This is a genomic window from Halanaerobium sp. (assembly GCF_003070835.1).
Map to the genome: position 1 here is coordinate 1 of NZ_QBLR01000074.1, position 14525 is coordinate 14525.

At 39.9% G+C, this 14525-nt stretch carries 13 protein-coding genes; all 13 read left to right on the forward strand.

From position 1 onward, the window contains the following. A partial coding sequence (locus tag CI949_RS09305; RefSeq protein WP_290765573.1) for a pyridoxal-phosphate dependent enzyme occupies positions 1–601 on the forward strand: 601 nt, incomplete at its 5' end. After that, positions 594–1145 carry a cupin domain-containing protein gene (locus CI949_RS09310; protein ID WP_133529755.1) on the forward strand — a complete coding sequence of 184 codons (552 nt, stop codon included), beginning with the start codon at positions 594–596 and terminating at the stop codon, positions 1143–1145. The genes CI949_RS09305 and CI949_RS09310, both read left to right, overlap by 8 nt. A 96-nt stretch (positions 1146–1241) precedes the next feature. Beyond that, a complete protein-coding gene (locus CI949_RS09315; protein ID WP_166637098.1) occupies positions 1242–2492 on the forward strand; it encodes a YgeY family selenium metabolism-linked hydrolase in 1251 nt (416 codons plus the stop codon). Between the two features lie 104 nt (positions 2493–2596). Then, on the forward strand, positions 2597–3580 hold the full coding sequence (locus CI949_RS09320; RefSeq protein ID WP_108138236.1) for an ornithine carbamoyltransferase: 984 nt from the start codon (positions 2597–2599) through the stop codon (positions 3578–3580). Between the two features lie 225 nt (positions 3581–3805). Beyond that, positions 3806–4849 carry a DctP family TRAP transporter solute-binding subunit gene (locus CI949_RS09325; protein WP_133529684.1) on the forward strand — a complete coding sequence of 348 codons (1044 nt, stop codon included), beginning with the start codon at positions 3806–3808 and terminating at the stop codon, positions 4847–4849. Between the two features lie 60 nt (positions 4850–4909). Next, positions 4910–5494 (forward strand): TRAP transporter small permease, encoded by a 585-nt coding sequence (locus tag CI949_RS09330; protein ID WP_166637094.1) that lies wholly within the window; start codon positions 4910–4912, stop codon positions 5492–5494. A gap of 5 nt (positions 5495–5499) precedes the next feature. Next, positions 5500–6783 carry a TRAP transporter large permease gene (locus CI949_RS09335; protein ID WP_133529686.1) on the forward strand — a complete coding sequence of 428 codons (1284 nt, stop codon included), beginning with the start codon at positions 5500–5502 and terminating at the stop codon, positions 6781–6783. Positions 6784–6991: 208 nt separating this feature from the next. Further along, positions 6992–8341, forward strand: coding sequence for a uracil-xanthine permease family protein (locus CI949_RS09340; RefSeq protein WP_243733900.1), 1350 nt, complete (start codon positions 6992–6994; stop codon positions 8339–8341). A 282-nt stretch (positions 8342–8623) separates the two neighbouring features. Next, the gene (locus tag CI949_RS09345) at positions 8624–10915 is read left to right on the forward strand and encodes a xanthine dehydrogenase family protein molybdopterin-binding subunit (protein WP_133529687.1); all 2292 of its coding nucleotides are present in this window, start codon (positions 8624–8626) and stop codon (positions 10913–10915) included. 2 nt (positions 10916–10917) lie between these two features. After that, entirely contained in the window at positions 10918–11793 is an 876-nt protein-coding gene (locus tag CI949_RS09350; protein WP_133529688.1) for a xanthine dehydrogenase family protein subunit M, read from the forward strand. Further along, a complete protein-coding gene (locus CI949_RS09355; protein WP_133529689.1) occupies positions 11786–12259 on the forward strand; it encodes a (2Fe-2S)-binding protein in 474 nt (157 codons plus the stop codon). Before CI949_RS09350 ends, CI949_RS09355 begins: the two co-directional genes overlap by 8 nt. 1 nt (position 12260) lies before the next feature. After that, the gene (locus CI949_RS09360; RefSeq protein WP_290765589.1) at positions 12261–13625 is read left to right on the forward strand and encodes an 8-oxoguanine deaminase; all 1365 of its coding nucleotides are present in this window, start codon (positions 12261–12263) and stop codon (positions 13623–13625) included. Between the two features lie 450 nt (positions 13626–14075). Continuing rightward, the coding region (locus tag CI949_RS09365) for an amidohydrolase family protein (protein WP_290765592.1) at positions 14076–14525 on the forward strand (450 nt) is incomplete at its 3' end.

Here is a 14525-nt window from a genome sequence, read left to right on the forward strand (position 1 = left end):
AACCGTTTCTTTAGAGCTGGCTGAGCAGCTGGAATGGGAGATGCCGGACTGGCTTGTGTTTTCTGTTGGTGATGGCTGTACTATCGCGGGAGCTTATAAGGGACTTTATGATTTAAAGGAAATTGGTTTTATTGATCGAATCCCAAAACTTTTAGGGGTTCAGGCTGAGGGCTGTGCACCGATTACAGAAGCCTTTAACAGCGGAAATGATCTGGAAGTTACAGCTGAAAATACAATTGCTGACAGTATTGCAGTTGGTAAACCCCGCAACTGGTTAAAGGCAGTCAGAGCAGTCAGAGATTCTGAAGGTGAGATGATCAATGTAAGTGATGATCAGATTCTGTCTATGATGAGAACTCTGGGCAAAAAGACCGGAATCTTTGGTGAGCCGGCAGGTGTTGCAGGAATGGCCGGACTTAAAAAAGCAGCTGCAGCAGGAATTGTTAAAGCAGATGAGAGTGCAGCAGTTGTAATTACCGGAAACGGTCTTAAAGATGTCAAAAATGCCCGCCGGGCAGCTGGTGAACCAATCGAGGTTGAACCGGATCTGAAGAAACTAACTAAGATCTTTGCTGAAAAGGGTGTGACCAGTGATGAGTGATAATATCAGGCTGGGCCAGCGAATTCGAAAAAAACGTCAGGCAAGAGGGATGAGTTTAAATGATGTAGCAGAGAAAATTCAAAAAACCTCAAGTTATTTAAGCCAGGTGGAAAGAGGTCTGGCGGAACCATCAATTACTGCACTCAGAGAAATAGCCAGGGCGCTTGAGGTTCCAATTTTCTATTTTCTAATTGAAGAAGAAAGTCATAATGCAGTAGTCCGTAAAGATGAGCGTCGAATACTGAATTTCCCAGGTTCTCATCTAACCTTTGAGCTTCTTTCTCCAGATTTAAATCGAGATATGGAGGTTATAGAAGCAACTTTAGAGCCAGGAGCAGAAACAACTGATGAACCCTTAAATCACCTGGGCGAAGAATGTACTATTGTTATGCAGGGGAAAATGTATATTAAAATTGGAGATCAGGAATATGAGTTAGAAAAAGGGGATAGTATTTATTATAAAGCAAGTTTGCCTCATAAAATTAGGAGTATTGGTGAAGAAGATCTGCACTTTATCTCAGCAATTACACCACCTAATTTTTAAACCATAATTCCTTTAAACGTGAGGGCATTTGGGTAAGTATTTTAACAGTGCTTGTTTGGGAATATATATTAAATTAATGGAGGTGCCAGCTAAGTGATAGAATTTGATCAAATAATGGAAAAAGCAGAAAGTTATCGTTCAGAAATTAGTGCATTTTTAAGAGATATGATCAGAATACCCAGTGAAAGCTGTGAAGAAAAAGAGGTAGTACTGAGAATAAAAGAAGAAATGGAAAAAGTAGGCTTTGACAAGATTGAGATTGATGAGATGGGCAATATTTTGGGCTACATAGGTAGTGGCAGTCATTTAATTGCTATGGATGCTCATATTGATACTGTTGGTGTGGGAGATGAATCTCTCTGGGATTATGATCCTTTTGAAGGTTATGAAGATGATGAAATAATTGTCGGCCGAGGGGCCAGTGACCAGGAAGGCGGAATGGCTTCAATGGTTTATGCCGGTAAGATTATTAAGGATCTGGGTCTGGAGGATGATTATACTCTGATTATTACCGGTACAGTCCAGGAAGAAGACTGTGATGGTCTCTGCTGGCATTATATTATTGAAGAAGATGATATTAAACCAGAATTTGTAGTAATTACTGAGCCTTCATCCTGTAATATTTACCGCGGTCATCGGGGCAGAATGGAAATGAAAGTTAGCACCCACGGTGTCAGCTGTCACGGTTCAGCTCCTGAAAGAGGAGATAATGCAATTTATAAGATGGCTCCAATTATTAATGAGCTGAAAGCACTGCATCCAAATTTAACTCCCCATGACTTTTTAGGTAAGGGAAGTCTAACTGTTTCTGAAATTTTTTACAGCTCACCTTCCCGCTGTGCAGTTGCAGATGGCTGCAGTATTTCAATTGATCGCCGCCTGACTGCTGGAGAGAGCTGGCAGTTTGCAGTTCAGCAGGTTAAAAATCTGCCTGCAGTTAATGAGGCAGATGCAGAAGTTGAAATGTATAAATATGAAAGACCTTCTTATACAGGTCTTAAATATCCAATTGATGCTTATTTTCCAACCTGGCTGATCGAAGCAGATCACCCCGTCTGTCAGACTACAGTTGAAGCTTATAAAGAATTATTTAAAGAAGAGCCGCTGGTTGATAAGTGGACTTTTTCAACCAATGGAGTTTCAATTATGGGGCGGCATGGAATTCCCTGTATTGGATTTGGCCCCGGCCATGAAGATCAGGCCCATGCACCAAACGAAAAGACCTGGAAATCAGAATTAGTTAAAGCCGCTGCAATTTATGCTGCGATTCCAAAACTATTTGTAGAAAAATATGCCGATCAGATGCCAGAAGAGACAGAGAATTTGCTGGCTGAAGCTGAAAAATAAGACTATGTGCTTTATTTCACTTGTACCTGGTTCAAAAAGGCCTTTTTGAACCAGGTACAAAAGGTACAAAGGTACCAACCAAAATTCAAAGGAGGAATTACTTAATGGAAACTCAATTAAAGGGAAGAGATTTTATAACACTGCAGGAATGGACCAAAGATGAGATTGATACTCTACTTGAGGTATCATTTGATTTAAAGAGAAAATTTGCAATGGGTGAGCCAACACCATACTTAAGAGATAAAACAGCATTTTTGATGTTTTTTGAGCAGTCAACCAGAACCAGAAACTCAATGGAAGCCGGTCTGGCTCAGCTGGGTGGTCATGCTAACTTTTTAGATACCAGCACCATGCAGGTTTCTCACGGTGAGGTTGCCAAAGATACCGGAATTATCCTGGGCAGCTATGGACATGCTATTGCCTGCCGCAACTGTGTCTGGGAAATCGGAAATAAGTATCTGCGCTCACTGGCAAATCATGCTAAAGTTCCAGTAATGAACCTGCAGTGTGATCTCTATCATCCAATGCAGGGTATTGCAGATTTAATGACTATTAAAGAAAAGAAAAAAGAAACTAGAAATTTAAAAGTCTCAATAATCTGGGCTTATGCTACCAGCCACAAAAAGCCGATATCTGTACCTTTAACTCAGGCTTTATTATTTCCCCGCTATGGTATGGATGTAACCCTGGCCTATCCTGAGGGTTATGAGATGCCGGACTGGGTAATTGAACAGGCAAGAGCCAATGCTGAAAAACATAATGGTACCTTTAAAATAACACATGATCAGGATGAAGCTTATCGTGATGCTGACATTGTTATCCCTAAAAACTGGGGAAGCTGGGTAACAAATCAGGATGACGCAGTAATAGATGATCTTTTAGAATCAAATAAACACTGGAAGTGTACTGAAGAAAGAATGGCAATGGCAGATGACGATGTAATGTACATGCACGCTCTACCTGCTGACCGTGGTAATGAAGTTGAAGATTCTGTAATTGATGGTGAGCATTCAATTGTCTTTACTGAGGCAGAAAATAGGCTGCACACAGCTAAGGCAGTAATGACCTTAACTATGGGAGGTAAGTAAAAATTATCAGGTGCCGGGTAATCTGAGTTATATAAAAGCCTCCGGCTGGAAATAATTTCTAAGTGCCCGGTACCTATAAATAAGGAGGTGCTGGAGTAAAATTAAAGTAATGTATTTGGGCTCTGATTTTAGGTCTGATGGGAAGGACTGCTAAGGTAGAAAGAATCTAGTAGTTGTTGAAATGAGTCTGTTTTAACTTTAGTACAAACTAAGGAGGAAATTTAAATGAAAAAAACATTAATAATTACTTTAATTTTAGCAATGGTGATTACAGCATCTCTAACAGTTATGGCTCAAGAGACAAAAGTATTAAAGCTCAGCCACTTAAACCCTCAGCAGCCAAAAGAAGTTGCCACAGCAGCAATGGCTGAAGTATTTAAGTCAATGGTTGAGAGTGGAACAAGTGGCAGTATTACTGTAGAAGTTTATCCAAATGGTGTGCTGGGAAATGAAAGAGAAAGTATGGAACAGGTTCAGAGTGGAGTTACTCACAGTTATATAGCATCTGGTGGCGGGATGGCAACATTTTATCCAATGTTCTCCATAGTCAATATTCCTTTTTCAATCACCAATTATTCCGTTGCTTATGAAGTATATGACGGAGAATTTGGCCAGAAAATGGCAGCTGATATTGAAGAAAAAACAGGTTTTAAAGTGCTTGGTTTTGGTGAATCAGGTGGATTTTTCCAGTTGAGTAATAGTGAACGTCCAATTAGAACTCCTGCGGATATGGAAGGGTTAAAATTCAGAACAATGACTATTCCTATTCATATGGAATTTATGCGCTCTTTAGGTGCTTCTCCAACTCCAATTGCCTGGGCTGAGCTTTATAAAGGTTTACAGACTGGTGTTGTTGACGGCCAGCATAATCCAATTCCTATCATTAAAATTGGTAAATTAGAAGAAGTTCAAAAATATTTAACTCTAACTAACCATATGTATACACCTTATGTCTGGGTTTTAAATTCTGACTTTTATGCTTCCTTAACTCCAGAAGAACAGGTTATAGTTGATGAAGCAGCCCGAGTTGCTAACTTAGCAGGCCGTGGAGTTAACAGATTAATCGAAGCTTCCGAAGCGGGTCTCCCTTATCTACAGAAAGAGATGGAAGTTTATAAGCCTACAGCAGAAGAAATGCAGATGTTTAAAGACGCATCTATTCCAGCCTCTATGGACTTTATAGAAGAAGAATACGGTAAAGAAGGTTCAAAATTTGCTCAGGAATATCTTGATGCAATTGAAGCAGCTCAGGATAAATTTGGAATGTAATTAAAATTGAAAAGGGGCAGATTAATTCTGCCTCTTTTACTCAGTTGAGGGGTGGAGAAATTGGATAATACAGGTATCTTTGATAAACTTGAAGATTTTGGAGATTGGCTGGGCAAAATAACCTTATTTGTAGTAATTATTTTAACCGGAATTCTTGTAATTACAGTATTGACTGGAGTATTTTTTCGCTATATAATCCGGGATTCTCTAAGCTGGACAGAAGAGCTGGCGCGTTATTTGATGATCTGGGCTGCTCTGCTGGCAGTTAGTGTCGGGATCAAAGATAAAGAACATGTTGGGATCCAACTTTTGATTAAGCAGTTTCCTCCCCGGATAACAAAATTAATAACCTTTATTGTTTATATTATCACCATTGTATTTTTAGGAGTTTTAACTTTTAAAGGTTATCAGGTTGCAGATAGAGCAAAAAGTCAACTTTCTCTGGCCCTAAATATTTCTATGTACTGGCCTTTAATGAGTATTCCAGTTTCAGGTGCTCTGGCGATAATTCAGCAGTTAATACAGCTGATTTTAATTTTTAAACCAGGAATAGAAATCTCTGATATTCTTGGAGCAACAGAAGTAGATGAAGCCTTAAGAGAAGTTAAAGAAGTACAGATTGAAACTGAAAAGGGTCAGGAGTGATAAATATGATGGGATTAATTGCAGTTACATTTTTAGTGCTTTTATTTGCGGGAATGCCCATCGGTTTTACCATTGGTAGTGTTGCTTTATATGCAATTTATCAGATGGATATGCCGGTGATGTTTAATATGGTACCCCAGAGATTTTTTGCAGGCCTGGATATGTTTACATTAATGGCTATGCCCTTTTTTATCCTGGCCGGTCAGATAATGAATAAATCTGGCATCACACACCGTCTGGTCAACTTTGCCAATGTACTGGTTGGTCATTTACGCGGTGGGCTGGCTCATGCAAATATTATTGCTAGTATTTTCTTTGCTGGCATGACTGGTGCTGCAGTTTCTGATACAGCAGCAATTGGTACAATGTTGATACCGGCAATGGTTGAAGATGGTTATGATAAAGATTTCAGCGCAGCAGTAACAGCAGCTTCTTCAATAATAGGCCCCACAATTCCTCCCAGTAATATGATGGTAATTTATGGTTCACTGATGGGAGTTTCAATTGCTGGCCTGTTTGCAGCTGGCTTTATACCAGGTTTACTGCTTGGTGGGATGTTAATGATCTTATCTGGCTATATTTCTAAAAAAAGAGGTTATCCCAAAAAAGAAAAGCGTTCTTCAATTAAAGAGATGGTCGTAGCTTTCTGGGATGCAATTTTAGCACTTTTAATGCCGGTCATTATCTTAGGTGGTATTCTTTCGGGAGTGTTTACACCGACAGAGGCTGCCTCGATTGCAGTTGCTTATGCCTTTATAGTCGGCAAATTTGTCTTTAAATCATTAAAACTTAAAGATATTCCAGAACTTTTAGAGCAGACAGCAAGAACCACTGGAGTTGTATTTTTAATTATTGCCTCTGCTTCAATTTTGGGCTGGATTTTAGCTTCCGAAAGAGTTCCGGAACAGATTGCAACTATGTTTATGCAGATCAGCAACAATAAATATGTAATATTACTGATGATTAACTTATTAATGCTTGTAGTTGGAATGTTTATGGATATTGCAGCTGCACTTGTAATTTTAGGTCCGATTTTGCATCCGCTGGCTGTTAGTATCGGTGTACCACCTATTCAGTTTGGCATTATTATGGTTTTATCTTTAAATGTGGCCTTGATGACTCCACCGGTTGGAGCCTGTCTCTTTGTAGTAAGTGGGATAACCAAACTTTCGCTGGAGCAGATATCGAAGGCGATCTGGCCCTTTATTGTGGTTGAAGTAATTACCTTATTTGCAATTACTTTTATTGAACCAATTTCAATGTTCTTACCCCGATTATTAGGTTTTTAAAAGTTTGTAATTTTGACACCGGATGCTTGGAAATAATTCTAAGTATAAGGTAGATTTTTGAGCTTAATTATCTAAAAATTTAGAATAATCAGGAGGTGTATCCAACTATAATTTTCTTTTAGTGACTGTTTTGTTTAATTTATTTGCAGGATAATTATTTTTGAAGCTTAATATAATAGTAAAGAAAAATAAAAAAAGGAGAGGTTCTATGCAGAAAAGTAGTGAGCAGAAACGGGAAATGTATGTTGAGGATGAACCTTTTTACGGACTTGAAGAAAAACCGCCAATGATTGAAACTTTATTACTGGGACTGCAGCATATGCTGGCTATGTTTGTGGGGATTATAACTCCTCCCTTAATTATTGCTGGAGTAGCAGGGTTAAATGCAGCGGAAACTGGTTTTTTTGTCAGTATGGCACTGATGGTCTCGGGAGTTACTACCTATATTCAGGTGACAAAAATTGGGCCTGTGGGCTCAGGTCTGCTTGCAGTTCATGGTACTTCATTTACTTTTGTGCCGATGGCGATTGCAGCAGCAAGTGAGGGTGGTTTACCTCTAGTTTTAGGAATGGGACTTGCCACTTCTCCAGTTGAAATGATTTTAAGTAGATTTATCAGACAGACCAGAAAAATATTTCCACCTGTTGTAACTGGAACTGTGGTTATGTTAATCGGTCTCGGTCTGATGGAGGTTGGTATTACAGATTTTGGTGGTGGAGCAGGCGCAGAAAACTATGGCGCACCTCAGAATCTAATTTTAGGACTATTTGTCTTAACTATTATTATTATTGCTAATCGTTTTGGTAAGGGTTTAATTAAAGTAGGAGCGGTAGCGATTGGATTGATTGTGGGATACATAGTTTCTATTCCCCTGGGACTAGTTAATATGGCAGAAGTGGCAAATGCTGGCTGGTTTACTATTCCTCAGCCGTTTAAGTATGGAATGTCATTTCAGTTAAGTCACCTTCTACCCTGGGTAATGGCCTATATAATTACTACTGTGGAATCAATTGGAGATCTAACTGCTGTAGCTGAGGTTTCAGGTGAGGATGTAGCAAATGAACAGCATATAGAAAGACTCAGTGGTGGAATTATGGCTGATGGTGTTGGAAGTGCAATTGCAGCCATCTTTAATTCACTACCTAACTCAACTTTTAGCCAGAATATTGGAGTTATCCAGATTACAAAAGTAGGCAGTAAAGTAGTTGGAATAGCAGTTGCTGGGATTTTATTTTTACTGGGTCTGGTTCCTAAGATTGGAGCTTTAGTAAGTGTAATGCCCAATCCTGTTTTAGGTGGAGCAACAATTGCCCTTTTTGGAATGGTTGCTACCTCAGGAATGAAAATTGTGACTAAAAATGGACTGACAGATAGAAAGATTTTTATTTTATCAATTGCTTTAAGTTTTGGGCTGGGAGTAACCTTTAGACCTGACGTTGTGGCCCAGCTGCCAGAAGTTATTTCTACAGTTTTATCATCGGGAATAACCGTTGGAGCTATCATTGCAATTGGTTTAAATTTACTGCTGCCGGAAAAAGATGAGAAAAAAATCTGTTAATCAGCAAAAAATTGTAATAAAAATCTGTTAATTTGAAATATTTTGTTATATAATAATAAATAAGAATTAAATTAAGTAAATTTTATTTCATGGACTTTCACCATTTTAACATTTCTCTCAACTAAAATTGAGATAAATGCTGTGACTATTCCTGATTTGCAAATTTAGAGCTGGCAGTAGAAGGCTGTCTGAGCTGGATTTGTTTGATTAGTGATTTAGGCCGGCAAAAATGGCGGAAGTCCTTCTGTTTAATGGGGTAATTTTAATTATGGAGGTGCAGTAATGGCTTTTAAACATGTCAATAAGGGTGTCAAAAGAGTTGATGCCTATGAAAAGGTTACAGGAAAGGCAAAATTTGGAGCAGATTTAGAATTTGCCAATATGCTCTATGCTAAAGTTTTGAGAACTGAATATCCTCACGCTAAAATTTTAAAAATTGATATTTCTGAGGCTGAAAAAATGCCGGGAGTAAAAGGAGTATTTACAGCGAAAGATATTCCCAATAATCTTTTTGGAGTTATTGTGCAGGATCAGCAGGTGCTGGCTGAGGATAAGGTAGTGCTGGCTGGCGATGGAGTGGCGATGGCTGTAGCAGAAAGTGAAGCAGAAGCGGCAGCAGCGTTGGAGAAAATTAAGGTTGAATATGAAGAACTGGAAGGGGTTTTTGATCCTTTAGAAGCACGGAAAGAAGGTGCTTTAAAATTACATTCAGAAAAAGATGATAATCAGGTAATCCATCACCCCCTGCGGAAAGGCGATGTGGAAAAGGGGTTTGCAGAAGCAGATGTAATTTTAGAGCGAGAATATACAACACAGTTTATTGAGCATTCCTATCTGGAGCCGGAGGCAGTTGTGGTTGTTCCCAATGAAGAAAATCACCTGGTCTCAGTCTATGGCTCAATTCAGAATCCTTATGCAACCAGAAATGCAGTTTCTGCGGTGCTGGAAGTTGAGCTGGCTGATGTCAGGGTTATTCAAAATCATATCGGCGGCTCCTTTGGCGGTAAGGATGAGGTTATCTCGGCGATGGCTGCCCGGGCAGCAGTGATGGCTCTTGCTACAGGTCGGCCGGTTAAAATGGTCAACAGCAGGGAAGAATCTTTTACTGAAAGTTACAAGCGTCACCCCTATCACTTAACATATAAAATTGGAGCGACTAAAGAAGGTAAGCTGACAGCAATGGAGATTGAAGCTGTAGCTGACAGTGGAGGTTATGCCTGTCAGACTCCTTTTGTAACCTGGCGCAGTGTGGTCCAGGCGACAGGGCCCTACGAAGTAGAAAATGTTAAAACTGATACCTATGGTTATTATACCAATAACCCCTATACCGGAGCAATGCGAGGTTATGGTTCCCCTCAGGTTATTTTTGCTCAGGAGTCGCTAATGGATGAGCTGGCAGGAGAACTTGGCCTGGAGCCGGTAGAACTGAGGAAAAGAAATATGTATTCGCAGGGATCAGTGACTGCAAGTGGTCAGAAGCTTGATCGGCATACTGTTTCTTTAAATGAAGTTATGGATAAGGCGATAGAGGCCATAGATTACAAAAAGAAATATGAAGAATATTCTAAAGAGCAGTCGGGAGATAAAAAGAAGGGGATTGGGCTTTCGATTTCTTTTAGAGGCTGCAGTTTGGGAGCAGAGGCGATTGATGCAGCAGCTTCTGTAATCCAGATTAATAAAGACGGCAGTGTAGCTGTCTACAGCGGTCTGGCAGAAAATGGACAGGGCTTAAAAACTATTTTCTCGCAGATGGCAGCTGAGGTCCTGGGTATTCCAATGAGTGAAGTAGAATTTAAAGAGCTGGACACCAGTTTTACTCCAGACAGCGGTTCAACTGTTGCTTCTCGGGCTACTCTAATTGGTGGTAATGCGGTTAAAGATGCAGCTGAAAAGTTGAAGCAGAGGATTATGAGTTTTGCTCAGGATAAATATGAATTAGATGCAGAAGTGATGGAATTAAAGGACGGATTTTTGTATGACGGTCAGGGCAATAGACTGGCAACCTTTGCTGATTTAACAGGTGAGATGGGGAATACAGGTATTTTAATGTCTGCTTACGGCTGGTATAAATCCCCACCAATTTCCTGGGATGAAGAAAAAGGATGTGGGAATCCTTACTTCACCTATGTTTATGGCTGTCAGATAGCTGAGGTTGAAGTTGATACCGGAACCGGTGAGTTGAGTGTGATTAATATGGCGGCTGCTCATGATGTTGGGCGAGCAATAAATCCTGAAAATGTAAAAGGTCAGATTTACGGTGGAGTTATGATGGGTTTAGGTTATGGAATTATGGAAGAACTTGAGTTAAGAGATGGAGTGATTCAGGGAACTAACTTCCATGATTATATGATTCCAACAATTAAGGATATGCCTGATATTAAACCGGTTATTGTAGAAAATCCTGATCCTGACGGTCCCTTTGGTGCCAAGTCAATCGGAGAGCCGACCTTAGAATTAGGTAGTGCAGCTATAGCAAATGCAGTAGCTCATGCTTCAGGTAAGAGAATTCGTTCTCTACCCCTTAATTTAGAGCGGGTTTTAATCGGTCATGCTCTGCATAAGGGAGGTAAATAATAATGGTAAAATATCAATTACTGAGAGCTTACAGTTTAGATGAACTATTAGAAATACTTGACGAGAGAGAAAAAGTGCAACTCCTTGCTGGTGGAACTGATTTAATGGTTGACCTTCACCACCAGGATCAGAAATTTGAAAAAATAGATTATCTGCTTGATATTACAGCTGTAGATGAACTAAAAGGAATTCAGCTAGGAGATAAAAAAGGAGAAATTGGGGCCTTAACTACCCACGCTGAATTGGTAAGTAATCCGGAAATCAAGGAAAAACTGCCCTTTATTGCGGCAGCAGCCAGCAGTATTGGCTCAACTCAAATTAGAAATCGGGCAACTATTGGTGGTAACCTGGCCAATGCAGCAGCCTGTGCTGATTCATTTTCACCCTTAATTGCCCTGGGAGCAGAAGTAGTCCTGAGGTCAAAAGGGGGAGCCCGCAGAGTATTACTCGAAGATTTCGTGGAGTGGCCCTATCAGACTATAATTAAGCCGAATGAGGTTTTAGAAAAAATAGTTTTTGCGATGCCCCAGGGTGAATATTACAGCAGCTATCAAAAGATAGGGCGCCGCAAGGCTTTAAGTATTTCGAGAATTTCACTGACACTTTTAGCTGAGGTAGAAAATAGCAGAGTAAAGAAAGCTCAGGTAGCATCTGGAGCGGCAACACCTTTTCCTGTACCATTTAGAAAAGTCAATGATTATTTGCAAGGTAAAAGTTATGCTGAAATTGATCCAGTTGAAGCTGGAAATATAGCAGCAGATGAGATGGTGGGAATTACTGGAGAAAGATGGTCAACTCCTTATAAAAGGCCTGCTCTCGGTAAACTTGTAGAAAGAGCAGTTGAAGATTTACTTGAGGAGGCGGGATATAATGGCTAAGTTAGATATAGAATTAACAGTTAATGGTGAAAAACATAAATTAAAAGTAGGCAGTCAGGAGAGACTGCTGGATACAATTAGAGAACAGTTGAAGCTGACTGGAACCAAAGAAGGCTGTAGTGTTGGAGAATGCGGTGCCTGTACGGTGATTGTTGATGATCAGGCAGTTAATTCCTGTATGGTGCTCACGGCTCAGGTTGACGGCAGTGAGATTATTACAGTTGAAGGATTGGAGTCAAAGAGTGGACTCCATCCACTGCAGAAGGCCTTTATTGAAAAACAGGCTGTGCAGTGTGGTTTCTGTACTCCGGGAATGCTGATGTCAGCTCTGGCCTTACTGAATACCAATCCTGAACCAAGCAAGGAAGAGATAAAAACAGCTTTGGAAGGAAATTTGTGCCGCTGTACCGGTTATCAGCAGATAATTGATGCAGTTGAGATGGCAGCTGAAGAATGGGGTGCCTAAAATGGCCAGAATTTTAATTAAAAATGTCAAAGAGATTATAACAATGAATAGAAACAGAGAGCGGCTCAAAAATGCGGATTTACTGATTGAAAATGGAAAAATTACCCGAATGGGTAGAGAAATTGATGTTGAAGGAGAACTGGACCGAACAATTAACGGGCGCGATTATTTTCTCTTTCCAGGTCTGGTCAACCTGCACCACCACTTTTATCAGGCTCTGACCCGCAATCTGCCTGATGCTCAGGAATCAGAACTTTTTGACTGGCTTAAATATCTTTATCCAATCTGGTCTCGAGTTAATCCAGATGCAGTTTATTACTCGACCCTGCTGGCAGCAGGAGAGCTTTTAAAAACAGGCTGTACAACTACCAGTGACCACTTTTATGTTTTTCCAAAATCACAGCCTGCTAATTTGATTGACAATCAGTTTGAAGCTGCTAAAGAAATCGGGATTCGCTTCCACGGCACCCGGGGCAGTATGTCTTTAAGTGAAAAAGATGGAGGACTGCCGCCTGATTCGGTTGTCCAGACTGACCAGGAAATTTTAAAAGATTCCAGAAGGGTAATTGAAAAATATCATGACAGCTCACCTTTTGCCATGCAGCGGGTAGCTTTAGCTCCCTGTTCGCCTTTTTCAGTGACTGAGGAATTGATGATTGAGTCGGTGGAGCTGGCCCGGGACTATGGAGTTCAGGCTCACACTCATCTGGCAGAAACTAAAGATGAAGAGCAGTTTGTTCTAGAAAAGACAGGACTCAGACCCTTAGCCTATATGGAAAAATTGGGCTGGGTTGGCAGTGATATCTGGTATGCTCATGGAGTACATTTAAACAGTGATGAGCTGAGTCGAATGGCTGAAACTGGAACCGGAGTTTCGCACTGTCCGGTTTCCAACATGAAGCTTTCTTCGGGAGCAGCAAAGGTACCGGAGATGATCAAGAAAGGAGTTCCGGTCGGTCTTGGTGTTGACGGTAGTGCCAGCAATGATTCCTCTAATATGATTTTAGAAATGAAGTCTGCCTTTTTGATGCACCGGCTGGTCCACGGGATGAAGTCCATTACTGCCGAAGATGTGCTTGCTTTAGCAACCAATGGCGGCCGCGATGTTTTATCACAGCCGGAGATTGGCAGTCTCGAAGTAGGTAAGGCTGCAGATATGTTTATGGTCAATTCTAAAAGACTGGGCTTTGCTGGAGGATTATATGATCCAGTTTCTGCAATTATTAATACAGGTGATACCCAGATAGTTGATTATACAATTGTTAATGGTGAAATTGTGGTTGAAGATGGAGAGCTGACAAGAGTTGATGAAGAAGAAATTATAGCAAAGGCTAATTCAATTTCTGCTGAGATGGTTAAAGGCTAAGAAAAGTTTTGAATCAATATTTTTGCCTGAAATAGGATAAATTTATTCCGGCATTAATTTTAAAATTAAACTAAGATTCATATTTTCGTTAAATCAGACTTCCTTCCCGATCAGCACCTCCTGTGCTGCGGTCAGCTAAGAACATCGTGTTCTTAGGTCTGATTTAACTTAATATTCATCAAGTTTAATTAAATAAAATATCTGAGTCATTAAATTTATTCCTATTTCAGTCAAAAACACTTAATAGCTGTTAAACTTTTCTCAGCCTCAATATACAAGCACAGAAATTGAATTATCTTTACTAAATTGAGGGTTAGACTTGTGGTGTTGATTAAAATCTTTATTCAGCAAGAGATTTTAAGCTTTGGTTGAAGTTTTATTAGTCAAAGTAGTGTACATTTATTTTATTAAATTTTCTATCTGAAAAATCAGAAAGAAAGGAGTGGTTTCTTGCTCTTATTAACAAATGGAACAGTGATTACTCATGATCAGGATAATAGAGTTATTAAAAATGGAGCAGTTTTAATCGATGGCGAAGAGATTAAGGCTTTAGGTGAAGCTGAGCTTTTAAAATCTAAGTATCCGGAAGCTGAAATTAAAGATGTTAAAGGTAAAATTATTATGCCAGGGATGATCAATACCCATATGCATATTTACAGTACCTTTGCCCGGGGAATGGATTTAAAGACCGAGCAGCCTCCCCGTCACTTTTTAGAAATTTTAGAGAAGATGTGGTGGAGGGTTGACAGTACTCTTAAAGCTGATGATGTTTATTACAGCGCCCTTTATGCCTTTTTAACCGGCTTAAAACAGGGGGTAACTACAGTTTTTGATCACCACGCAAGCTACGGGCAGGTTAGATACAGTCTTGATTTAATTGCTAAAGCTGTAGAAGAACTC